Source organism: Pseudomonas sp. USHLN015, from assembly GCF_037153275.1.
GTDB lineage: Bacteria > Pseudomonadota > Gammaproteobacteria > Pseudomonadales > Pseudomonadaceae > Metapseudomonas > Metapseudomonas tohonis.
Map to the genome: position 1 here is coordinate 53,023 of NZ_JBBCKP010000001.1, position 23,291 is coordinate 76,313.

At 67.3% G+C, this 23,291-nt stretch carries 20 protein-coding genes and 1 pseudogene; 8 read left to right on the forward strand and 13 right to left on the reverse strand.

Annotated elements, in window-relative coordinates:
* Nucleotides 1–135 precede the first annotated feature (135 nt).
* Nucleotides 136–1,314 (forward strand): NAD(P)/FAD-dependent oxidoreductase, encoded by a 1,179-nt coding sequence (locus WFQ67_RS00215; protein WP_337055897.1) that lies wholly within the window; start codon nt 136–138, stop codon nt 1,312–1,314.
* Nucleotides 1,315–1,468: 154 nt separating this feature from the next.
* The gene (gene yccS / locus WFQ67_RS00220) at nt 1,469–3,646 is read left to right on the forward strand and encodes a YccS family putative transporter (protein ID WP_337055898.1); all 2,178 of its coding nucleotides are present in this window, start codon (nt 1,469–1,471) and stop codon (nt 3,644–3,646) included.
* 167 nt (nt 3,647–3,813) lie between these two features.
* On the opposite strand, the gene WFQ67_RS00225 is transcribed toward yccS, so the two are convergent.
* A complete protein-coding gene (locus tag WFQ67_RS00225; RefSeq protein ID WP_213628016.1) occupies nt 3,814–4,263 on the reverse strand; it encodes an REP-associated tyrosine transposase in 450 nt (149 codons plus the stop codon).
* A gap of 112 nt (nt 4,264–4,375) precedes the next feature.
* On the reverse strand, nt 4,376–5,845 hold the full coding sequence (locus WFQ67_RS00230) for an aminotransferase-like domain-containing protein (RefSeq protein WP_213628014.1): 1,470 nt from the start codon (nt 5,843–5,845) through the stop codon (nt 4,376–4,378).
* Between the two features lie 179 nt (nt 5,846–6,024).
* Here WFQ67_RS00230 and WFQ67_RS00235 point away from each other — a divergent pair, with 179 nt between their 5' ends.
* Nucleotides 6,025–6,258: a DUF1127 domain-containing protein gene (locus WFQ67_RS00235; RefSeq protein WP_213628012.1), complete on the forward strand. Its 234-nt coding sequence runs from the start codon at nt 6,025–6,027 to the stop codon at nt 6,256–6,258.
* A gap of 39 nt (nt 6,259–6,297) precedes the next feature.
* Here the strand turns inward: WFQ67_RS00235 and WFQ67_RS30295 are convergent.
* Together WFQ67_RS30295 and WFQ67_RS00245 are read right to left on the reverse strand one after the other, a co-directional pair.
* Nucleotides 6,298–6,828: pseudogene (locus WFQ67_RS30295) on the reverse strand (methyl-accepting chemotaxis protein); the annotation flags it as partial.
* Between the two features lie 1,688 nt (nt 6,829–8,516).
* Nucleotides 8,517–9,323 carry an HDOD domain-containing protein gene (locus WFQ67_RS00245; protein WP_244862971.1) on the reverse strand — a complete coding sequence of 269 codons (807 nt, stop codon included), beginning with the start codon at nt 9,321–9,323 and terminating at the stop codon, nt 8,517–8,519.
* 230 nt (nt 9,324–9,553) lie between these two features.
* On the opposite strand from WFQ67_RS00245, the gene WFQ67_RS00250 reads away from it, so the two are divergent.
* A complete protein-coding gene (locus WFQ67_RS00250) occupies nt 9,554–9,811 on the forward strand; it encodes a DUF1652 domain-containing protein (protein WP_213628002.1) in 258 nt (85 codons plus the stop codon).
* A gap of 6 nt (nt 9,812–9,817) precedes the next feature.
* Here the strand turns inward: WFQ67_RS00250 and WFQ67_RS00255 are convergent, their stop codons facing one another.
* Entirely contained in the window at nt 9,818–10,570 is a 753-nt protein-coding gene (locus WFQ67_RS00255) for a substrate-binding periplasmic protein (RefSeq protein WP_213628000.1), read from the reverse strand.
* Nucleotides 10,571–10,816: 246 nt separating this feature from the next.
* Complete coding sequence (locus tag WFQ67_RS00260) at nt 10,817–11,317, reverse strand: M48 metallopeptidase family protein (protein WP_213627998.1); 501 nt, start codon at nt 11,315–11,317, stop codon at nt 10,817–10,819.
* 508 nt (nt 11,318–11,825) lie between these two features.
* Here WFQ67_RS00260 and WFQ67_RS00265 point away from each other — a divergent pair.
* The gene (locus tag WFQ67_RS00265; RefSeq protein ID WP_213627996.1) at nt 11,826–12,515 is read left to right on the forward strand and encodes a polysaccharide lyase family 7 protein; all 690 of its coding nucleotides are present in this window, start codon (nt 11,826–11,828) and stop codon (nt 12,513–12,515) included.
* Between the two features lie 79 nt (nt 12,516–12,594).
* Here the strand turns inward: WFQ67_RS00265 and fba are convergent, their stop codons facing one another.
* From fba to WFQ67_RS00300, 7 genes are all read right to left on the reverse strand, one after another.
* Nucleotides 12,595–13,659, reverse strand: a complete 1,065-nt coding sequence (gene fba / locus WFQ67_RS00270) for a class II fructose-bisphosphate aldolase (RefSeq protein WP_173174988.1) — start codon at nt 13,657–13,659, stop codon at nt 12,595–12,597.
* 150 nt (nt 13,660–13,809) lie between these two features.
* Nucleotides 13,810–14,127: an MliC family protein gene (locus WFQ67_RS00275; RefSeq protein WP_173174991.1), complete on the reverse strand. Its 318-nt coding sequence runs from the start codon at nt 14,125–14,127 to the stop codon at nt 13,810–13,812.
* Nucleotides 14,128–14,169: 42 nt separating this feature from the next.
* Nucleotides 14,170–14,364, reverse strand: coding sequence for a hypothetical protein (locus WFQ67_RS00280; RefSeq protein ID WP_213627994.1), 195 nt, complete (start codon nt 14,362–14,364; stop codon nt 14,170–14,172).
* A gap of 68 nt (nt 14,365–14,432) precedes the next feature.
* Nucleotides 14,433–15,596, reverse strand: a complete 1,164-nt coding sequence (locus tag WFQ67_RS00285; RefSeq protein WP_337055901.1) for a phosphoglycerate kinase — start codon at nt 15,594–15,596, stop codon at nt 14,433–14,435.
* A gap of 4 nt (nt 15,597–15,600) precedes the next feature.
* Entirely contained in the window at nt 15,601–16,668 is a 1,068-nt protein-coding gene (epd, locus tag WFQ67_RS00290; RefSeq protein WP_337055902.1) for an erythrose-4-phosphate dehydrogenase, read from the reverse strand.
* 89 nt (nt 16,669–16,757) lie between these two features.
* Nucleotides 16,758–18,755 carry a transketolase gene (gene tkt, locus WFQ67_RS00295; protein WP_213627988.1) on the reverse strand — a complete coding sequence of 666 codons (1,998 nt, stop codon included), beginning with the start codon at nt 18,753–18,755 and terminating at the stop codon, nt 16,758–16,760.
* 113 nt (nt 18,756–18,868) lie between these two features.
* On the reverse strand, nt 18,869–20,002 hold the full coding sequence (locus tag WFQ67_RS00300; RefSeq protein WP_213627986.1) for a TDT family transporter: 1,134 nt from the start codon (nt 20,000–20,002) through the stop codon (nt 18,869–18,871).
* Between the two features lie 106 nt (nt 20,003–20,108).
* Between WFQ67_RS00300 and WFQ67_RS00305 the strand changes: the two genes are divergently transcribed.
* The 3 genes from WFQ67_RS00305 (at nt 20,109) to metK (ending at nt 23,274) form a co-directional block, all read left to right on the forward strand.
* Nucleotides 20,109–20,990 carry a LysR family transcriptional regulator gene (locus WFQ67_RS00305; protein ID WP_337055903.1) on the forward strand — a complete coding sequence of 294 codons (882 nt, stop codon included), beginning with the start codon at nt 20,109–20,111 and terminating at the stop codon, nt 20,988–20,990.
* A 76-nt stretch (nt 20,991–21,066) separates the two neighbouring features.
* Nucleotides 21,067–22,071, forward strand: a complete 1,005-nt coding sequence (locus WFQ67_RS00310) for an ArsR/SmtB family transcription factor (protein ID WP_213627982.1) — start codon at nt 21,067–21,069, stop codon at nt 22,069–22,071.
* Nucleotides 22,072–22,083: 12 nt separating this feature from the next.
* Nucleotides 22,084–23,274, forward strand: coding sequence for a methionine adenosyltransferase (gene metK / locus WFQ67_RS00315; RefSeq protein WP_173175006.1), 1,191 nt, complete (start codon nt 22,084–22,086; stop codon nt 23,272–23,274).
* Nucleotides 23,275–23,291 lie beyond the last annotated feature (17 nt).

Consider the following 23,291-nt stretch of genomic DNA (forward strand, 5'->3'; position numbering starts at 1 on the left):
CTGGGACGGTCGGCATCGCCGGACTGCACGCATTTCCCTTGCCAGCCAGCGGAGAGCGCTGGTCGCGGCACCTCCATAGGGTAGACTTCGCCACCGGCGCGCGCCTTGGCCGATTCGACTTCTGAGGGTGGTTTCTTGTTCGTGACTGACGTGGTGATTATCGGGGCCGGCGCCGCCGGTCTGTTGTGCGCCTCCAAGACCGCCGCGCGCGGACGCAAGGTGCTCCTGCTCGACCACGCGAACAAGGCCGGCAAGAAGATCCTCATGTCCGGCGGCGGGCGCTGCAACTTCACCAACCTCTACACCGAGCCGGCCAACTTCCTCTCCGCCAACGCGCATTTCTGCAAGTCGGCCCTGGCCCGCTACACCCAGTGGGACTTCCTCGAGCTGGTCAACAAGCACGGCATCGCCTACCACGAGAAGAAGCTCGGCCAGCTGTTCTGCGACCACAAGGCCAGCGACATCCTCGCCATGCTCCTGGCCGAGTGCGACGAACACGGCGTCGACCTGCGCCTGGACACCGCCGTCACCAGCATCGCCCGCGACGACGCCGGCTACGCGCTGCAGACCGGCATCGGCCCCGTGCGCTGCCAGTCCCTGGTGATCGCCACCGGCGGCCTGTCGATCCCCACCCTGGGCGCCACCGGCTTCGGCTACCAGGTCGCCCGCCAGTTCGGCCACGAAGTGCTGCCGACCCGCGCCGGCCTGGTGCCCTTCACCATCACCGACCAGCTCAAGGAGATGTGCACCGAGCTCTCCGGCACCTCGGTGGACGCCCTGGTGAGCTGCAACGGCGCCAGCTTCCGCGAGAACATCCTGTTCACCCATCGCGGCCTCAGCGGCCCTGCCATCCTGCAGATCTCCTCCTACTGGAACCCGGGCGACACGGTGTCGATCAACCTGCTGCCCCATCTCGACGTGCCCGCCTGGCTGGTGCAGCAGCAGGGCGAGCGCCCCAATGCCGAGCTGAAGACCCTGCTGGGCGAGCTGTTCACCCGCAAGTTCGCCGGCCTGCTGGCCGAGCGCTGGTTCGTCTCGCGGCCGATGAAGCAGTACAGCCTGGCCGAGCTGCAGGCCATCGCCGAAGCCCTCGGCGACTGGCAGGTGACCCCGTCCGGCACCGAGGGCTATCGCACCGCCGAAGTCACCCTGGGCGGCGTCAGCACCCACGAGGTCTCGTCCAAGACCATGGAGTCGCAGAAGTCCCCCGGGCTGTACTTCATCGGCGAAGTGCTGGACATCACCGGCCACCTCGGCGGCTTCAACTTCCAGTGGGCCTGGGCCTCGGCGCACGCCGCCGCGCAGTTCGCCTGAGCGACGGCATGCCTGACGGCGCCAGCGCCTGCGCATTCACGCCAGCGGGTGTAACCCGCCTCGCCCGGGCGGCATCCAAGCGGTAACCTTTCGCCATCGGCCCACGCACACCCGCGCGGGCCGAGCCCCCGGACCGCACGCCCACAAGGCCGTTATGCCATCGACCTCGCTCCGTCACTCCCTGCGCCGCCTCTGGGCCCAGGACAAGTTCAGCTACAGCCTGCGGGTGTTCGTCGCCCTCACCGGCAGCATGGCACTCTGCTGGCAGCAGGACCGCATGGACCTGCTGATCCCGCTGTTCCTCGGCATCATCGCCAGCGCCCTGGCCGAGACCGACGACAGCTGGCAGGGCCGCCTCAATGCGCTGCTGGTCACCCTGGGCTGCTTCAGCATCGCCTCCTTCTCGGTGGAGCTGCTGTTCCCCTATCCCTGGCTGTTCGTCTGCGCACTGGCGCTGGCGGCCTTCGGCCTGACCATGCTCGGCGCCCTCGGCGAGCGCTACGCCACCATCGCCTCGGCGACCCTGATCCTGTCGATCTACAGCATGATCGGCGTCGACCAGCGCGACGGCATCGGCCACGACCTCTGGCGCGAGCCGGCGCTGCTGGTGGGCGGCGCGGCCTGGTACGGCCTGCTCTCGGTGATCTGGCAGGCGCTGTTCACCCACCAGCCGGTGCAGCAGAGCCTCGCCCGGCTGTACCGTGAGCTGGGGCGCTACCTCAAGCTCAAGGCCAACCTCTTCGAGCCGCTGCGCGAGCTGGACGTGGAGGCCAAGCGACTGGAGCTGGCACAGCAGAACGGCAAGGTGGTGGCGGCGCTGAACGCGGCCAAGGAAATCATCCTGCACCGCGTCGGCAACGCCCGTCCCGGTCCCAAGGTGAGCCGCTACCTGAAGCTGTACTTCCTCGCCCAGGACATCCACGAACGCGCCAGCTCCTCCCACTATCCGTACAACCAGTTGGCCGAGGCGTTCTTCCACAGCGACGTGCTGTTCCGCTGCCAGCGCCTGCTGCGCCAGCAGGGGGGCGCCTGCCAGGCGCTCGGCCAGGCCATCCAGATGCGCCAGCCATTCGACTACAACGACGGCACCCAGGCCCTGGACGATTTGCACCGTTCCCTGGAGCACCTGCGCATCCAGAGCAACCCGGCTTGGCGCGGCCTGCTGCGTTCGCTCAACGCGCTGGCCGGCAACCTCTCCACCCTCGATCGCCTGCTGACCGACGCCAGCAACCCCGACGCCCTCGCCGAAGCCCAGGACAGCAGCCTGCTGGATCGCTCGCCCAAGGGCCTGAAGGACGTCTGGGAACGCCTGAAGCAGAACGTCACCCCGACCTCCCTGGTGTTCCGCCACGCCCTGCGCATGGCCATCGCCCTGTGCGTCGGCTACGGCGTGCTGCACCTGATCCACCCCAGCCAGGGCTACTGGATCCTGCTCACCACGGTCTTCGTCTGCCAGCCGAACTTCGGCGCCACGAGGCGCAAGCTGGTGCAGCGGATCATCGGCACCGTCATCGGCCTGGCCCTGGGCTGGGCGCTGTTCGACCTGTTCCCCAGCGCCCTGGTGCAATCACTGTTCGCCGTGGTCGCCGGGGTGATCTTCTTCGCCAACCGGGCCACCCGCTACACCCTGGCGACGGCGTCGATCACCCTGATGGTGCTGTTCTGCTTCAACCAGATCGGCGACAGCTACGGCCTCTTCGTGCCGCGCCTGGTGGACACCCTGCTGGGCAGCCTGATCGCCGCGCTGGCGGTGATCTTCATCCTCCCCGACTGGCAGGGCCGCGGCCTGCACCGCGTGGTGGCCAACACCCTGGCCTGCAACGCCCGCTACCTGCGCCAGCTGGTGCAGCAGTACAACGCCGGCAAGCGCGACGACCTGGCCTACCGCCTGGCCCGGCGCAACGCCCACAACGCCGATGCGGCGCTGTCCACGACGCTGGCCAACATGCTCATGGAGCCCGGCCACTTCCGTAAGGAGGCGGACATCGGCTTCCGCTTCCTGGTGCTCTCCCACACCCTGCTCAGCTACCTGTCCGCCCTCGGCGCGCATCGCGCAAGCGAACCCATGGCCCTGGAAGGCAGCCTGCTGGGCGATGCCGCCGAACGCATCGCCACGACCCTGGAAGAGATCGCCACCGACCTCGCCGCGCGCAAGCCGGTGACCATCCACAGCGACAGCGAGGAAGCCCTGGCCAAGGAGCTGGAACAGCTCCCCGAGGACATGAACGAACGCGCCCGCCTGGTGCAGACCGAGCTCGGCCTGATCTGCCGCCAGCTCGGCGCCCTGCGTACCCTGGCGGCGCACCTGGCGAGTGGGAAGAAGGTGGGGTGAGGTAATCCGTTCGGGACCTGCACACCTGTAGGGGCGAATACATTCGCCCCTACCGTTCAAGGAAACCTGCGCTCGGACAATCGCGAATGAATTCGCTCCCACAGAAGAGCACGATGCACCGTGGGAGCGAATTCATTCGCGAAGCAGTCCGCAGGACTGCCACCCCCTCACAGCCACACCGCGTCCCAATGCGGGTAATCACCAATACGCCGCACCAGCCCCGCCCTAAGCGGATTGGCAACCACATAGCGCGCAATCGGCAGCAATTCATCCTCGCGCCTCAGCGCACGGTCGTGAAAGCCTGGCTGCCAGACCTCGCCGCCATTCTCCAGCAACGGTCCCAGTCGCCTGGCGGTCCGCCCTTTCAGCGCCTTGACCACCGATGACAAGGGCATTGGCCCGTTGAGCCGCATCAGCCAGTGGAAATGATCGGGCATCACCACCCAGGCCATAGAGTGCGCCAGGTTGCTCCGCTCCAGACGCCTCAGTTCACTTATCAATAACCGAGCGTGCGTGAAATCGGCGAAGAGCGGACGCCTCTGGGCCGTTGTCGCGGTGATGAGATAGACCCTGCCAGCTTCAGAAACACGTCCCTTGCGCAGATCGCGGCTGCCCATGGGCCGCCCCTCCCTCCATGGAAAGAAGCGACTCTAACCAGAGGGGCGAGATGCAACCGCGCGCTCAACCACAGGAAAAATCCGGGAGCGGCGTAGCTGGACGCCACCGGGCTCAGGTCATCGCGAATGAATTCGCTCCCACAGGGTCCTGCTCGCGATTCCCCTCCATCTCCGCCATCAACGCCTTCACCGTCTCGCCCACCTTGCGCACGGCGGCTTCCTGTTCGGCGTCGGGTTTGCGCGAGTAGTTCATGCGCAGGCAGCTGCGGTATTTGCCGGAGGCGGAGAACAGGCTGCCGGAGGCGATCTGTACGCCCTTGTCGAGCAGGGCGCGATTCAGGCGCAGGGTGTCGAAGCCCTCGTCCAGCTCGACCCAGAGCATGAAGCCGCCCTGGGGCCGGCTGGCGCGGGTGCCTTCGGGGAAGTACTTCATCACCCAGTCGATCATCTGGTCGCGGCCGTTCTGGTACTGGCTGCGCATGCGCCGCACGTGGGGCTCGTAGGCGCCGCTGGCGAGGAATTCGGCCAGGGCGATCTGCGGCTGGGTGGCGGTGGCGCCGGTGGAGATGTACTTCATGTGCAGCAGCCGGTCGAAGTAGCGACCGGGGGCGATCCAGCCGATGCGGATACCGGGCGCCACGGTCTTGGAGAAGGAGCTGCACAGCAGCACGCGGCCGTCCTCGTCGAAGGACTTGATGGTGCGCGGCCGCGGGTAGCGGTAGGCCAGGTCGCCATAGACGTCGTCTTCGATGATCGCCACGTCGTAGCGCTGGGCCAGGGTCAGCAGGGCGCGCTTGCGGGCCTCCGGCATGATGTAGCCCAGCGGGTTGTTGCAGTTGGGGGTGAGCTGGATGAGCTTGATCGGCCACTGCTCCAGGGCCATCTCCAGCGCCTCCAGGCTGATGCCGTTGATCGGGTCGGTGGGCAGTTCCAGGGCCTTCATGCCGAAGCCCTTCAGCGCCTGCATGGCGCCATGGAAGCTCGGCGAATCCACCGCGACTATGTCCCCCGGCTGGCAGATGGCGCGAATGGAGGCGGACAACGCCTCGTGGCAGCCGGTGGTGATGATCAGGTCGCTGGCGGGTATCTGGCAGCCCGCATCCACCAACAGCCGGGAAATCTGTTCGCGCAAGGGCAGCGAGCCCTGGATGGCGTCGTAGTACAGGCCGCCCAGGTCCGGACGCCGGGCGACCTGCGCCAGGCTGCGCAGCAGCGGTCGCAGGGTCGGACTGGTGACATCGGGCATGCCCCGGCCCAGTTGCACCAGGCCGTCGCGGGCACCGCGCTTGACCAGCTCCAGCACATCGCTCCATTGCGACACGTCCACCGGGCGCTGCGCCGCGCGGGTCATGGCCGGCAGCGCCGGGGCCGCGCGACGGGGCGGCACGAAGTAGCCGGACTTGGGCCGGGGCACGGCCAGGCCGCCATCCTCCAGCAGGCGGTAGGCCTGCTGGACGGTGCTGAGGCTGACGCCGTGCTCCTGGCTCAGGGCGCGGACCGAGGGCAGGCGGTCGCCGGGCCGGTAGTAGCCCTGCTCGATGCGGGCGGCGAGGGTTTCGGCGAGCTGGGTGTAGAGCTTCATGACAGTTCCCCTTGCGCGGAGCCCGCTTTGCACGGACCGGTACAGATGACGGGCAAATTGTGGATTCAGAAGATCCATCGCGCAATCTGTATGAAAAAAATATCCACGCCTTGAATCTGTAATGCTTTTTGCCCGCCGCGCATCATGGCCTCCATACACCCCGGCACGAGGAGATCGACATGAACGGCCTGAGCGATACGCGGCTGAGCCTCCACGCGAAAGAGCTGGAGCTGGACCACCTGCGCGTCCGCGCGAGCACCCGCTCCGCGGGAGATGGCCGCTGGCATCGCTTCTGGCGCCGCCTGCAGACGCGCAAGGCGTTGCTGGACCTGGACGAGCAGGCACTGCGCGACATCGGCCTGACCCGCGAACAGGCCCGCGACGAGGCGCTGAAACCGTTCTGGAAGCTCTGAGCGAGGCCGGCCGCCCGCAGGCGGCCGGTTGCCCGGCGATCAGGCCAGGCGGAAACGCGAGGTGTTCTGGTTCAGCGCCTGGCTGCCGCGATGCAGTTGCTCGGCGGCGGCCTGGACCGACTGGGCCCCCTGCAACAGCAGGCTGGCGGCCTGGTCGACCTGCTGGATATTGCCGCTGACCTCGTCCGCCGTTGCGGCCTGTTCCTCGGCGGCGGTGGCGATCTGCGCCAGGCGGTCGCTGACCCGCTGCACCGCATCGGCGATACCGGACAGGTCCTCGCCCATGCTCAGCACGCTGCCCACGTCGCCCTCGGCCTGTTTGAAGGCGGCCTCCATCAGGGCGACGGCCTGGCCGACCACGCCCTGCAGGCTGGCGACGGTGTCGCCGATCTCCTTGGTGGAGTCCTGGGTGCGCTGCGACAGGCTGCGCACCTCGTCGGCCACCACGGCGAAGCCACGGCCCTGCTCCCCGGCGCGCGCCGCCTCGATGGCGGCATTGAGCGCCAGCAGGTTGGTCTGCTCGGCGATGCCCTTGATCACGTCCACCACGCGGTTGATCTGCTGCGCCTGGTCACGCAGCTGCTGCAACGCGGAGACGGTGTCGCCCAGGCGCGTGCTCAGTTCGCGCATGCTGGCTCCGGTGCGGGCGCTGCGCTGGTTGCTCTGCATGGCGATCTCCCGGGTCTGCTGGGCATCCTGGGCCGCCCCCTCGCAGCTCTCCGCCACGCTCTGGGCGGTGGCCGCCAACTCGTGCGCGGCCGCGGCGATCTGGCTGACCTGGCCCTGTTGCTGCTCCACCGAGGTGAGGGTCTCCTGGGCCTGGGCATTGAGCTGCAGCACGGTGCCGCCGAGCTGGTTGCTCTCCTGGTTGACCCCGGCCAGCGAGCCGCGCAATTGCACCAGGGCGGCGTTGAGCGCCTCGGCGATCTGCGCCAGGTCGTCGCGGCCATGCACGGTGGCCGCCACCCGCAGGTCGCCGGCACGCAGGCCTTCGGCGGCCTCGGTGATGGCAGCAGTACCACGGCGGATGGCGGCGTTCAGGCACAGCAGCATGTACAGGGCCAGCAGGGTGAGCAGGCTGAAGGCGCCGATCACCTGGACCATGCTGCGCAGCGCCTGGGTCCGGAAATCGCCGAGGCGCGCCTGGAAGCGCTCGGTCAGCGCCTGCTGCAGCGCCACCAGTTGCCCATCGAGGCGCTCGACCTGCTGGACGAATTCGGCGGTGCCGAGGGTGAAGGGGTTGGCCTCGAACATGCCCTTGTCGACCCGGGCGAGGAAATCGCTCATGGCCTGGTCGGCCTGGCGGAGCGGGCCGCCCAGCGCGGCATTGACGTCGGACGCCTGGGCGATGGCGTCCTGGGCCTTGCGCAGCTGCCGCGCGGTGTCGTCCAGCGAGCGGCGCAGGTCACGCACGGCGACACGGCTCTGCAGGGTGAAGTGCTGCGACACCACGGCGCCATGGGCGTTGGCGGCGAAGCTGCCGAGCAGCTCCTGGGCGCGCGGCTGCACGTAGGTGAGTTGCTCCATCATCAGGTAGGTGTCCATCCCCGGGTCGAGGATGAGGCCGGTCTCGGTGGCCACCTGCTCGCGCAGGGATTGCAGGCTCTGCAACACGTCCTGGAAGCGCTCCAGGGCGTCGGGCAGGGCCAGCGGCGCCAGCGCCTGGAAGCTGATGCGCGCGCTGCGTGAACGGGCCTCCTCGAACAGCTTGCGGCTCTGCTCGCCGAGCCCCTCCGCCTGCAACTGCGCCTCGACCTTGGCCAGGGCTTCCTGCAGGCGGCCGCCGCGTTGTTCGAGTTGCGCCTTGGCGGCGTCCTCGGTGCCCTTCCAGCGGGCCAGCAGCAGGCGCTGGGCGCCCACTTCGTGCTGGGCGTCGGCCAGGGTGGCGATCACCCGCATGCCGCTGAGTTCGCCATCGACCAGGCCGAGGCGGTCCAGGTAGGACGCGGTGATCACCCACAGGGCATAGCCCAGCGGCAGGATGAACAGGAGGAAGAGCAGCTGGAACTTGCGCGCGAAGCTGAACCCTTCGAGCAGGCGCACGCCCGGCGTGAGTAATGCTGTCATGACGACACCTCATTGGACCCGGATCGGCGGGTAGGCCGAAAGCCTGCATCATGCAAAAGCCGAACCCGGGGTGGTACCCAAGAACGCCGATGCCGCCGGGAAGGCTGCGCACGGCGCATCACGAGGCTCTCCGGCCAGCGGAACCCCGCAGCGGCCCTGCGACGGGAAGGCAACGCACCCGAACGGTGCAACTACTGGAGCAGCGACTCCACCCGCTGGATCTCGGCACGCTGGCTGGCTACCAAGGCCAGGCCATTGCCGCTGGGGTCCAGGGCGTTGAGGGGCGGCTGCAACTTGCGATAGGCAGCCAACTCCCGCAGCGGCGGCAGCAGGGCGGTGGGCCCGGCCTCGCGGAGCGCGTGGAACAGGCCGAGGTTGATCAGGTCGACGAGCTCGACGCCGGGGCCGCTGGATTCGTCCCAGGCGCCCAGGCCGCGCACCACTGCAATATAGCTGTCGTCCACCGCCCACTTCTTCAGGACGATGACGCCGAGGGACTTGCCGTACTCCCGGCACAGGCGCGAGTAGAGCTCGGGCGAGGGGATCTGCTGGGCGTCCTTGAACGCGGAAAGGATCGCCAGGGCACCGATGTCGCTGAGCACGCTGGCCAGCAGCACGTGCTCGGAAGAGGCGTGCCCGAGCAGGCGCGCGAGCACGGCGCTGATGCTGCCGCGCCGGGCCAGGCGGCTCCAGGTGTCGACGAAGAGCTTCTTGTGCGAGGCGCTGTGCAGGGTGAACAGGCTCTTGATGCTGTGGACCATGGTGATGCGGTCCACCTCCAGCATGCCCAGGGTGCGGATCACGTCCTCCAGGGTCTTGGGCGGCAAGGCGGTGCGCAGGCGCGTGCTGGCCGCGTGCTTGACCAGCGTTGCGCTGAGCGCCGGGTCCTTGTTGATGACCCGCGCCAGGGAAGAGGTGCTGGCATCCGGATTGGCCAGGGCCCGGCGGATCTCCATGGTGATCATGGGCAGGCTGGGGAGCTGCTCTTCACCGTTCATCAATTGCGAAACCAGACGCCTATAGATCGAATAACCCGACTCTTCAGTACTCACGACAGTCCCCACATGGCCTTGTGCCAGTGTAGCCATCGGCGCTGCCGGCAGACAGTGCCGTACCACTCCGCCGACGAGCGACACGCAGGCGCGGGGAACCGAACGCCTACCGGCAGGTTCCACTCGGTTGGTGGATACCGTCCACCTTCCCGATCCATAGCGCCGAGGCCATTCCCGTGAACACCGAACGACTGTCCAGAACCCTGGACTACATGCGTACCCAGTTGCTGCCACTTGGGTTCTCCGGGCACATGGACAGCGATCGCAGCCTGCATGTGCTCATCTTCGATCAACGCACCCGCCAGACCATCCTGGAAACCGCCGGCATACCCTTCTCAGCAACCTGCGGCAAAGCCGAAGCGTTGCACCTGGTCCAGCGCCTGAAGCGGGACATCGACGCGCAGTTCCGGGCCCAGCCACGCAACGATCCGTGAAACCTCTCAGGGAATGGTGACCCCCTGGCGCACGGCAAGCGTGTTCAGCCGACCCTCGGCGATCAGGCTGGCGAAGGCGCGGTCGAAATCCTCGCGCAAGGCGGCATGTTCATCGGTCCTGGGGAAGGCGAAGTAGCCGTCCTGGGTGTCGATGATCGGTTGCAACTGGCTGACCGTGCCGTGTTCGAGGGCGTCGATGCGCGGCCGGGTATTGCGCTCGTTGCTCGCCAGCAGGTCGATGCGCCCCATCACCAGCATGCGCAGGGCGTTGTCGACACTCTCGATGCTGTGCAGGTCCATCGCCTGACGGCCCCGGTCGAAGCGCGGCCCGTAGGTCCAGCCCCGGATGACCCCGACGCGCCTGCCGGCCAGGGCGGCATAGTCGCCCTGCCAGGTCACGGCAAGGCCGGAACGGGCGAAGAACACGATGCGGTCGCGGTAGAAGGGGCGCTGGCTGAAGAGGAACAGTCCCTCGCGCTCCGGCGTGCGATAGGGGCCTATGAGGATGTCCGCGCGCCCCTGCGCCACCATCTTCTGCGCCCGGGCCCAGGGGTAGAGTTCGAAGCGCACCGAGTCGCCCATGCGCTGCACCACCTCGCGCAGCACGTCAGGGCCGAGGCCGATGAAACGACCTTCCACCGTCTGCCCGAACAGGCGCGGGAACTCGGCCCCCACGGCCAGCCATTCGCGGGCCGGCGCGGATGGCGCGAACGCCAGGCACAGCAGCACTGGACACAACATCCGTAGGTAGCGGCTCATGCCCGCGAATACTCGACGACAGGGATGGGGAGAGCCTAGCAGGCTTTTTCCGGCGTACGCGAGCAGGTACGGGGGACCTCGCCGGAGCATTCGGCGGAGCCTTTGGGATGGGGCCTACATCGACCACACGGGGCGCATGGGTATAGTCGGTCCCGTCATGCCCGCCTCAGGACTGCGCTCATCCTGCAGCCCTCCACAGCTGGGGTTGGGCATGACACTCTCCCTCCCGCCCCCACCCATTCCCCTTCAGTTCCCTGCCTCCAGCTCACGCTGGATCAGGTACAGGCGCAGGTCGAACTCCAACTGGTGATAACCCGGCAGCATGTGTTCGCAGAGCTGGTAGAACGCCTTGTTGTGGTCGCGCTCGCGCAGGTGCGCCAGCTCGTGCACCACGATCATCCGCAGGAATTCCGGCGCCGCCTCCTTGAACAGCGAGGCCACGCGGATCTCCTTCTTCGCCTTCAGCTTGCCGCCCTGCACCCGGGAGATCGCCGTGTGCAGCCCGAGCGCCTTCTGCACGACGTCCAGCTTGTTGTCGTAGACCACTTTGTCGATGGCCGGTGCATTGCGCAGGTGCTCCTGGCGCAGGGCGTTGGTGTAGCCATAGAGGGCCTTGTCGCTTTGCACCTCATGACGATCCGGGTAGCGCTTGGCGAGGTATTCGCCCAGGCGGCGCTGCTCGACCAGCAGGCGGATCTGCTCCTGCAGGTGGGCGGGGTAGGACTGGATGTAGCGGAGCGGGTTCATGGGGGATCGATGTGGCCGGGAGAAAGCCCGCATTCTACCGCCGGTGACAGTTTGCGACGCAGCCTGTCAGCGCAGCGGCAGAAGCCCGGCGACCGTTCATCGGATGCCCTCCCAGCACCTGCCCGCCCCCAGCGAAACGGGTCTGCCGCTGCGCTTACAGAAAAATGACGCCAATGATTCGGCGCAAGCCGCATTCCACCTGAGGGCGGCATTCCGGACATGAACCACCTGGTTAGTTTTGGCGATTGCACCTTGATGGCAAAGCCCGTTCCAGACGGCTTTTTGACAGGTCCGACGGCGACGATCGGTGATTAACAAGGGGCTTGCGCAACCCTATAAAGCGTTCCGCGAGACGGCGTAAATGCCTTCGGACGACACGGCAGCCCCCTGCCATTACCTAGCTTTCACTTTTAGTTCGTGTGCAGTTGGCCGGATGCCGAAGTAAGTGATTACGTCTCGTGGATGAGATAGCACCCGACTGAAAGTTCTCTTAGAGAACTCAGTCAAAATGATCGATCTTGGAACCTGGAACCTCACCATCCCCGTCGGCAGCCCCTCGGTGACCATCGAAACCCCCGCCCTGATGGGTGGCTATCAGGACAACTACTTCAAGGCGGCCAACGGCACCCTGTTCTTCTGGACCCCGGTGAACGGCAGCGCCACCGCCAACGCCGTCTACCCGCGCAGCGAGCTGCGCGAAACCTACGCCGATGGCAAGCTGCGCAACTGGACCTACGGCGCCGCCGACAACTACATGAGCGCCAACCTGGCGGTCGGCCAGGTCCCGTCCACGGGCAAGATCGTGATCGGTCAGATCCATGCCTACGGCAGCACCAGCCCGCTGCTCAAGCTGGAGTACCAGTTCAAGACCAAGACCGGCACCGGCAACATCGTCGCCAAGGTGCGCAACACCCCGAGCGACGCGGACGGTGCGGTGGTCACCCTGCTCAGCGGCGTGAAGCTCAACCAGCGCTTCACCTACGTCATCAACATGTCGCCCACCGGGCAGCTGAGCATCCTGGTCAACAGCACGATGTTCACCCAGCAACTGGACCCCACCTGGGCGCCCAAGCCGCTGTACTTCAAGGCCGGGGTCTATGCCCAGGACAACGTCGGCGAGGCCACCGAAGCCGGCAGCGCCACCTTCTACAACCTGAAGCTCGAGCACCGGGCCCTGGCGACCAGCACCGCCCAGTAAGGACGCCGCATGCGGGTTCCAGGCCCCGGAAAGCAGAAAGCCCCGCGAATGCGGGGCTTTCCGTTTACAGCGCCAGAACTCAGTTGACCTTGGCGGTCAGCTCGCCCTTGGCGTAGCGCTGGTACATGCCTTCGAGGGAGATCGGCTTGATCTTCGAGGCGTTGCCGGCGGTGCCGAAGGCTTCGTAGCGGGCGATGCAGATATCACGCATGGCGACGATGGTCTTGGCGAAGAACTTGCGCGGGTCGAACTCGCTCGGCTGCTCGGCCATCATGCGGCGGATGGCACCGGTGGAGGCCAGGCGCAGGTCGGTGTCGATGTTGACCTTGCGCACGCCGTGCTTGATGCCTTCGACGATCTCCTCGACCGGCACGCCGTAGGTCTCCTTGATGTCGCCGCCGAATTCGTTGATCACCTTCAGCCACTCCTGCGGCACCGAAGAGGAGCCGTGCATCACCAGGTGGGTGTTGGGGATACGCTTGTGGATCTCCTTGATGCGCTCGATGGAGAGCACGTCGCCAGTCGGCGGCTTGGTGAACTTGTAGGCGCCGTGGCTGGTGCCGATGGCGATGGCCAGGGCGTCGACCTGGGTCTTCTTGACGAAGTCCGCGGCCTCTTCCGGGTCGGTCAGCAGCTGGCTGTGGTCCAGCACGCCCTCGGCACCGACGCCGTCCTCTTCACCGGCCATGCCGGTTTCCAGGCTGCCCAGGCAGCCCAGCTCGCCTTCCACCGACACGCCGCAGGCATGGGCGAAGGCCACGGTTTGCTGGGTCACGCGGACGTTGTATTCGTAGTCGGCCGGGGTCTTGCCGTCTTCACGCAGGGAGCCGTCCATCATCACCGAGGAGAAGCCCAGCTGGATGGAGCGCTGGCAGACGTCCGGGCTGGTGCCGTGGTCCTGGTGCATGCACACCGGGATGTGCGGGAATTCTTCGATGGCCGCCAGGATCAGGTGGCGCAGGAAGGGCGCGCCGGCGTATTTGCGGGCACCGGCGGAAGCCTGGACGATCACCGGGGAATCGGTCTTGTCGGCCGCTTCCATGATGGCGCGCATCTGTTCCAGGTTATTGACGTTGAAGGCCGGTACGCCGTAGCCGAATTCGGCGGCGTGGTCCAGCATCTGGCGCATGCTGATGAGTGCCATGGTGTTTCAGTCTCCCGAGTGGGTGGGCATTCGAAATGCGAAGCCTGCCGCAGGGGCAGGCCAGGTTCAAGTTCCATGAAGGACGGCGAGCGTCCTCCCGTAAAAACCGGCCGGCGATGACGCCGGCCCGGTGCAATCATCGGCGCCGGTTCAGGGCGCCTTGCAGCCGCGACCGATCAGGTCATCGGTGGCGACCCAGTACACCAGCCCCTCGTCACCCTTGGTGTGGAAGGCCAGGCGGCTGTCGCTATAGAGCGCGCCGGACCCCGAAGGTTCTTGCTTGAGGCGGTAGACGATATCGCCGCCGCCCAGGCGCAGGTCCACCTGCTCCCGGTCGGCGTCGACGAAGCGCCACAGCACCTCGGCCTGGCTGTCGCAGACCCAGCGGGTCCAGTCGTCGGCCGGCGCCTGGGCGCCCGCACAACCGCCCAGCGCCAACAGCGCCGCAAGGGCGAACATGCCTTTCATCCTTTCACTCCCTTGGCCAGAAGGCCGTTCACCCATCGAGGGTCATGGACAGTGCCGTTCCTGGCTGCCGTTGACGGTCGGATCACCGCTGCTCTGGGCCTCGACGCGCTGGTCGTCCTGGGATTGCGGCAGGACGACCTGGGGCGGGCTCATCACCTCGCAGGTGGCGGGGGAAGAACCACCCGCACAACCGGTGAGCATTGCGAACAACGACAGCAGGATCAGGTTGGTACGCATGGCGGCAACTCCTTTTCTCGGGTCCTGTTCAAGGGACCACGGGCCGCCGCCATGGTTTAGCCGCTATTTCAGGCCTTGGCGCGCTGTTCCAGCACGTCCACGGCCGGCAGGACCTTGCCCTCGACGAATTCGAGGAAAGCGCCGCCGCCAGTGGAAATATAGGAGATGCGCTCGCCGACGCCGTACTTGTCGATGGCCGCCAGGGTGTCGCCACCGCCAGCGATGGAGAAGGCCGGGCTCTCGGCGATGGCCTGGGCCAGCACCTGGGTGCCGTTGCCGAACTGGTCGAACTCGAAGACGCCGACCGGGCCGTTCCAGAGGATGGTCTTCGACGACTTCAGCAGCTCGGCGAACTGGGCGGCGGTCTGCGGGCCGATGTCGAGGATCATGTCGTCATCCGCCACGTCGGCGATGAGCTTGACGGCGGCCTCGGCGGTCTCGGCGAACTCCTTGGCGACCACCACGTCCACCGGCAGCGGCACGCTGACCTTGGCGGCGATGGCCTTGGCGGTGTCGATCAGGTCGGCCTCGTGCAGCGACTTGCCGACCTTGTAGCCGGCCGCGGCGAGGAAGGTGTTGGCGATGCCGCCACCGACGATCAGCTGGTCGCAGATCTGGCTCAGGGAGTTGAGCACGTCGAGCTTGGTGGAGACCTTGGAGCCGGCGACGATGGCGGCCATCGGGCGGGCCGGATTGCCCAGGGCCTTGCCCAGCGCGTCCAGTTCGGCGGCCAGCAGCGGGCCGGCGGCGGCGACCTTGGCGAACTTGGCCACGCCGTGGGTCGAGCCCTCGGCGCGGTGGGCGGTGCCGAAGGCGTCCATCACGAACACGTCGCACAGCGCGGCGTACTTCTGCGCCAGCTCGTCGGCGTTCTTCTTCTCGCCCTTGTTGAAGCGCACGTTCTCGAACAGCACCACCTGGCCGGGGGCGACGTCGACGCCGTCCAGGTAGTCGGCCACCAGCGGCACGTCGCGGCCCAGGGCCTTGGCCAGGTAGTCGGCGACCGGCTTGAGGCTGTTCTCGTCGGAGAACTCGCCTTCGGTGGGACGACCCAGGTGCGAGCAGACCATCACCGCCGCGCCCTTCTCCAGTGCCAGCTTGATGGTCGGCAGGGAGGCGAGGATGCGCGCATCGCTCTTCACGACACCGTCCTTCACCGGGACGTTGAGGTCTTCGCGGATCAGTACGCGCTTACCCTGGAGGTCGAGGTCGGTCATTTTCAACACGGTCATGGGGTCAGTCCTTCACGGGGCTGGATGTTGTGGAAACAGCGGAAACCCGCAGGTAGTGGCCTGCGGTGTCGAGCATGCGGTTGGCGAAGCCCCACTCGTTGTCGAACCAGGCCAGCAGGTTGACCAGGCGCGGCCCGGACACGCGGGTCTGGCTGCCGTCGACGATGGCGGAATGGGGATCGTGATTGAAATCGCAGCTGGCGTGGGGCAGCTCGGTGTAGGCCAGCAGGCCCTTGAGCGGGCCGCTTTCGGCGGCCTCGCGCAGCACGCGGTTGATCTCGGCGGCACTGGTGTCGCGGGCGGTCTGCAGGGTGATGTCCAGGCAGGACACGTTCACCGTCGGCACGCGGATGGCCTTGGCCTGGATGCGCCCGGTCAGTTCCGGCAACAGGCGCTCGATGCCCCGGGCCAGGCCGGTGGAGACCGGGATCACCGACTGGAAGGCCGAGCGCGTGCGGCGCAGGTCCTCATGGTGATAGGCGTCGATTACCGGCTGGTCGTTCATCGCGGAGTGGATGGTGGTGATGGAGACGTATTCCAGACCCACGGACTCGTCGAGAAGTTTCAGCAAGGGCACGCCGCAGTTGGTGGTGCAGGAGGCGTTGGAGACCAGTGTCTCGGTGCCCACCAGGCTGTCCTGGTTGACGCCGTAGACGATGGTGGCGTCGATGTCCGCCTCGCTGGCCATCGGCTGGGAGAACAGCACGCGTGGCGCGCCGGCGCGCAGGAAGCGCTCGGCCTGGGCGCGGTTGGTGTACTGGCCGGAGCACTCGAGCACCAGGTCGACGCCCAGCGCCGCCCAGTCGATGCCCTCGGGCGCCGGGTTGCGTAGCACCTTCACGCAGTCGCCGTTGATGTGCAGGCAATCGCCGTCGACCTTCACGTCCCCCGGGAAGCGGCCATGGGTGGAGTCGAAGCGCGTCAGGTACTCGATGCTGGCCTGGTCGGCCAGGTCATTGAGGGCGACGATCTCGAAGCCATCACGCCCGCCACGCTCATGCAGCGCACGCAGGACGCAACGACCGATACGGCCGTAGCCGTTCAGGGCAACGCGGAAACGAGGATTGGACATAGCCGCAAGCCGCAAGCGGCAAGCTGCAAGTCACGCGGCGGCAAAGGGGCTCTCGCTTGCCGCTTGAGGCTTGCAGCTTGCAGCTGGCGTCAGTCCTCCAGCAATTCTTCAGCGGTGGCGACGATGTTCTCGACGGTGAAGCCGAAGTGTTCGAACAGGGCCGGGGCCGGGGCGGATTCGCCGAAGCTGGTCATGCCGATCACGCGGCCTTCCAGGCCCACGTACTTGTACCAGTAGTCGGCGTGGGCGGCTTCGATGGCGATGCGCGCACCGACTTCCAGCGGCAGCACGGATTGCTTGTAGGCGGCATCCTGCTGGTCGAACAGGCTGGTGGACGGCATGGAGACCACACGCACCTTGCGGCCGGCGGCGCTCAGTTGCTCGAAGGCCTGTACCGCCAGGCCGACTTCGGAGCCGGTGGCGATGAGGATCAGCTCGGGCTCGCCGTCGCAGTCCTTGAGCACGTAGCCGCCACGGGCGATGTTGGCCAGCTGGGCCGCATCGCGCGCCTGGTGGGGCAGGTTCTGGCGGGAGAAGATCAGCGCGCTCGGGCCGTCGTTGCGCTCGATGGCAGCCTTCCAGGCCACGGCGGATTCCACCGCGTCGGCGGGGCGCCAGGTGTCCAGGTTCGGGGTCGAACGCAGGCTGGCCAGTTGCTCGATGGGCTGGTGGGTCGGGCCGTCCTCGCCCAGGCCGATGGAGTCGTGGGTGAAGACGTAGAGCACGCGCTGCTTCATCAGGGCGGACATGCGCACGGCGTTGCGGGCGTATTCCATGAAGATCAGGAAGGTCGCGCCGTAGGGGATGAAGCCGCCGTGCAGGGCGACGCCGTTCATGATGGCGCTCATGCCGAACTCGCGGACGCCGTAGAACAGATAGTTGCCGGCGGCATCCTCGGCGGAGACGCCCTTGCAGCCTTTCCACAGGGTCAGGTTGGAGCCGGCCAGGTCGGCGGAGCCGCCGAGGAACTCGGGCAGCAGCGGGCCGAAGGCGTTCAGGGCGTTCTGGCTGGCCTTGCGGCTGGCGATGGTCTCGCCCTTGGCGGCGACTTCGGCGATGTAGGCGGCGGCCTGCTCGGCGAAGTCGGCAGGCAGCTCGCCCTTGATGCGGCGCTGGAATTCGGCGGCCAGCTCGGGGTGGGCGGCGGCGTAGGCGGCAAAGCGCTCGTTCCACGCGGCTTCACGGGCGGCGCCGGCTTCCTTGGCGCTCCACTCGGCGTAGATGTCGGCCGGGATTTCGAAGGGCGCGTGGTTCCAGCCCAGGTTGGCGCGGGTCAGGGCGATCTCGTCGTTGCCCAGGGCAGCGCCGTGGCACTCTTCCTTGCCCTGCTTGTTGGGCGAACCGAAGCCGATGATGGTCTTGCAGCAGATCAGGGTCGGCTGCGCGCTCTTGCGGGCAGTCTCGATGGCGGTGCGGATCTCGTCGGCGTCATGGCCGTCGACATTGCGGATCACCTGCCAGCCGTAGGCTTCGAAGCGCTTCGGGGTGTCGTCGGTGAACCAGCCATGGACCTCGCCGTCGATGGAGATGCCGTTGTCGTCGTAGAAGGCGATCAGCTTGCCCAGGCCCAGGGTGCCGGCCAGGGAGCAGACCTCGTGGGAGATGCCTTCCATCATGCAGCCGTCGCCCAGGAAGGCGTAGGTGTAGTGGTCGACGATCTCGTGGCCTTCACGGTTGAACTGCGCACCCAGCACCTTTTCGGCGAGAGCGAAGCCCACGGCGTTGGCGATGCCCTGGCCCAGCGGGCCGGTGGTGGTCTCGACGCCGGCGGTGTAGCCGTATTCCGGGTGGCCCGGGGTGCGGCTGTGCAACTGGCGGAAGTTCTTCAGGTCATCGACCGTGACGTCATAACCGGTGAGGTGCAGCAGCGAGTAGATCAGCATCGAGCCGTGGCCGTTGGACAGCACGAAACGGTCGCGGTCGGCCCACTGCGGGTTGTTCGGGTTGTGCTGCAGGTAATCCCGCCACAGCACTTCGGCGATATCGGCCATGCCCATCGGGGCGCCGGGGTGGCCGCTGTTGGCTTTCTGCACCGCATCCATGCTGAGGGCACGAATGGCATTGGCACGCTCACGACGGCTGGGCATCGCTGATCTCCTGCGGGTCTGAAAAGACGCTGAACGAAAAAAGGCGGCTATTTTCGCCCAGCGGGCAGGCTTCGGGCAATGACAGATGGTCGAAGATGCGCCGCCGCCCGTTTTCAACCCCGCGCCGGGCCCGCCAGGGCGCACAGGCAGGGCGCGCGGAACAGCTCGCCATGCCAGATACCGGCCAGGGTGCGACGCATCACCAGGACCCAGACGGTGGCCAGTTGCAGCGCCAGCAGGGCACCGATGGCACCGAAGAACGCCAGGCCGGTCTGGCGCTGCAACTCGAAGGTCGCCAGGGCGAACACCCCGAGCGGGAAGGTGAAGCCCCACCAGCCGAGGTTGAAGGCCATGCGCTGGCGGATGTAGCGACGAGTGAACAGGCAGGCCGTGACCAGCCACCAGAGGCCCGCCCCCCAGAGCACCAGGCCGCCCACCAGGCCGATGGCCGGCAGCAGCTCGGCCACGCCCTGCAAGGGCGAGCCGGCGAACGCAGCGGGCGCGGCGCGGCCCAGCGCCAGCAGCCCCAGGCACCCGGTGGCCAGCGGCCCCAGGGGCAACCAGCTGGTGGCGGCGAAATCGGTATCGGGCAGCTTGTGCAGTGCCAGGCGCAGCAGCACCAGGGTGATCAGGGAAAAGGCCAGGGCCATCGACAGGCCCCACAGCAGGTAGCCCATCACCAGCAGCAGGCGGGCATCGCCGGCCTCCAGGTGCGGGGCGATGACGCCGGCACTGGCGGCCGCCACCTCGGGCGCGACGATGGGCAGCAGCCAGACGGCGGTGAGCTTCTCCAGCGCGTGCTCCTGGCGGGTGAACATCAGGTAGGGCACCAGCAGCGCCGCCCCCAGGGCCAGCGCCACATCCAGCCACCAGAGGGCGTGGGCGACGGCATGGGCGGTCTCCCCCCAGCGCGGACCGCCATAGAGCACCAGGCCGTTGACCAGGGTCGCCAGCCCCATGGGGATGGCGCCGAGGAACATCGATTGCACCGGGTGCGCCAGCATCGGCGCGACGGTATCCGGGTGCAGCAGCAGGCGGGCCACGAACAGCCCGGCGCAGGCCGCGAACAGCAGGGCATTGAACAGCCACAGCACCTCGCCGAGGCGGTGCAGCGCCGGCACCTGCCAGGGCAGGGCGCCCAGCACCAGCGCCAGTACGCCGGTGCCCATGGTCACGGCGAACCAGCCGGGAATGAAGTGGCGAACCAGGGCGCGCGGTTCGACGAGTCGGGAAAGGGGACGAGGCATGATGGCTCCGGTCGGGTGGACCCGTTGCAGAAGATGACTGCACGGTAAACCCCGGGCGTGCTATACGAAAAATACATCCTAGATATGCAAGGCATGCATTTCATTTATGAATCTCCATCACCTCAAGGTGTTCCTCGCCGTCGCCGAGAGCGGCAGCATCAGCGCCGGCGCCGAGCGCCTGCACATCAGCCAGCCGGCGGTCACCCGCGAAGTGCGCGAGCTGGAAGCGCGCCTGGGAATCACCCTCTTCGATCGCCAGCCACGCGGCGTGACCCTCACCGAAGGCGGCCAGCGCCTGCACCGTTATGCACAACGCATCTTCGCCCTCGAACAGGCGGCCGAAGCGGACCTGCGCAGCTTCGCCGGGCTCGATGACGGTGAGTTGCGCCTGGGCGCCAGCGCCACCCTGGGCAGCTACCTGCTGCCCGACCTGATCGCCCGCTTCCACGCCCGCCATCCGGAGATCCGCGTCGACCTGCAGGTGAGCAACACCCGTGAGATCACCCAGGCACTGGCCGACGAACGCATCGCCCTGGGCTTCGTCGAAGGCGACTTCGATCGCGCGAGCCATGCCTTCAGCCTCCTGGAGCGCGACCGCCTGCTGCCCGTCTGCGGTCCCGGCCACCCCCTGGCGGCCCGGGGCCGCCTGCACGCGGCCGAGCTGGCCGACCAGTCGCTGTACCTGCGCGAGGAAGGCTCCGGCACCCGCGCCAGCATCGAGCAGGCCTACGCCCGCCAGGGCCTGGAGGCACGCCCGCGCATGGCCATCGCCAGCACCGAGGCGCTGAAACGCCTGGTGCGCGACGGCCAGGGCATCGCCTGGCTGTCGCAGCGGGTCATCGAGGACGATCTCGCCGCCGGCCGCCTGCTGGCACTCGAGGTGCACGACCTGCATATCGAGCGCGAGATGCACCTGCTCTGGCACCCCACGCGCACCCTGAGCCCCGCGCCGGCCGCCTTCCTCGCGATGATCCTGGACAAAAAATAACCACCCATCGGCAATATCAAAACTTTTTGATATTGCCGTTGCGAGCCGCAGGAGCGGGGACTAGACTGCGCCACCTATGAACCTGCGCGTACCCCAGATCCGCCACGACGACTGCGACGAGCTGGCCGCCCTGTGCAAGGCCGGGGGCGACCCGCTGCGCCTGAACGTGCTGCGCGCCCTGGCCAACGATTCGTTCGGGGTGCTGGAGCTGGCGCAGATCTTCGCCATCGGCCAGTCCGGCATGAGCCACCACCTCAAGGTGCTGTCCCAGGCCGGGCTGGTGGCCACGCGCCGCGAAGGCAACGCGATCTTCTATCGCCGCGCCATCGCCCAGGGCGATCGCCTGGGCGGCACCCTGCACGGGGCGCTGCTGGAGGAGGTCGATGCGCTGCATCTGCCGCTGGAGGTGCAGGCGCGGATCGCCGAGGTCCATGCCCAGCGCGAGGCGGTGAGCCGCGAGTTCTTCGCCCGCTCGGCGGAGAAGTTCCAGGCCCAGCAGGACCTGATCGCCGGCCTGCCGCAGTACCGCGACAGCGTGCTGGCCCTGCTGGACGCGCTGAACCTGCCGGCCAGCGCCTGCGCGCTGGAAGTGGGCCCGGGCGACGGGGGCTTCCTCCCCGACCTGGCCCGGCGCTTCGCCCGCGTCACCGCGCTGGACAACAGCCCGGCGATGCTGGATCTGGCACGCAACCGCTGCGCTGCCGAAGGACTGGGCAATGTCGAGCTCAAGCTCGCCGACGCCCTGGATGACGAACACGAGGCCGCCGACTGCGTGGTGCTGAACATGGTCCTGCACCATTTCGCCGCCCCGGCCGAGGCCCTGAAGCAGCTGGCCCACCACCTCCTTCCGGGTGGCAGCCTGCTGATCACCGAGTTGTGCAGCCACAACCAGAGCTGGGCCAGGGAGGCCTGCGGCGATCTCTGGCTCGGCTTCGAACAGGACGACCTGGCCCAGTGGGCCGCCGCAGCAGGGCTTGCGCCCGGCGAGAGCCTCTACATTGGTTTAAGAAACGGCTTTCAGATTCAGGTACGGCACTTCGCCAAGCCGGATTCGCGAAGCGACCTCACCCACCGGTATTAAAGGAACCGTTAGATGAGCGAATACTCCCTCTTTACCTCCGAGTCCGTGTCCGAAGGCCATCCGGACAAGATCGCCGACCAGATCTCCGATGCCGTCCTCGACGCCATCATCGAGCAGGACAAGCACGCCCGCGTGGCCGTGGAAACCCTGGTCAAGACCGGCGTCGCCATCGTCGCCGGCGAAGTCACCACCAGCGCCTGGGTCGACCTCGAGCAGATCGTCCGCGACGTCATCTGCGACATCGGCTACACCAGCTCCGACGTCGGCTTCGACGGCGCCACCTGCGGCGTGATGAACATCATTGGCAAGCAGTCCCCCGACATCAACCAGGGTGTCGACCGCGCCAAGCCGGAAGACCAGGGCGCCGGCGACCAGGGCCTGATGTTCGGCTACGCCAGCAACGAGACCGACGTGCTGATGCCGGCCCCGATCCGCTTCTCCCACGCCCTGGTCGAGCGCCAGGCCGAGGCCCGCAAGTCCGGCCTGCTGCCGTGGCTGCGCCCGGATGCCAAGTCCCAGGTCACCTGCCAGTACGAGAACGGCAAGGTCGTCGGTATCGACGCCGTGGTGCTGTCCACCCAGCACAACCCCGAGGTCTCGCTGCCTGACCTGCGCGAAGCGGTGATGGAGCTGATCATCAAGCACGCCCTGCCGGCCGAACTGCTGCACAAGGGCACCCAGTTCCACATCAACCCGACCGGCAACTTCGTGATCGGTGGCCCGGTGGGCGACTGCGGCCTGACCGGCCGCAAGATCATCGTCGACTCCTACGGCGGCATGGCCCGCCACGGTGGCGGCGCCTTCTCCGGCAAGGACCCGTCCAAGGTCGACCGCTCCGCCGCCTACGCCGGCCGCTACGTGGCCAAGAACATCGTCGCCGCCGGCCTGGCCGAGCGTTGCGAGATCCAGGTCTCCTACGCCATCGGCGTGGCCGAGCCCACCTCCATCTCGATCAACACCTTCGGCACCCACAAGATCGCCGAAGAGAAGATCATCAAGCTGGTGCGCGACGTGTTCGACCTGCGTCCCTACGCGATCACCAAGATGCTCGACCTGCTCCACCCGATGTACCGCGACACCGCGGCCTACGGCCACTTCGGCCGTACCCCGGAGCAGAAGACCGTCGGCAACGACACCTTCAGCACCTTCACCTGGGAGAAGACCGACAAGGTCGACGCCCTGCGTGCTGCCGCCGGCCTGTAAGGTCCACGCGATACGAG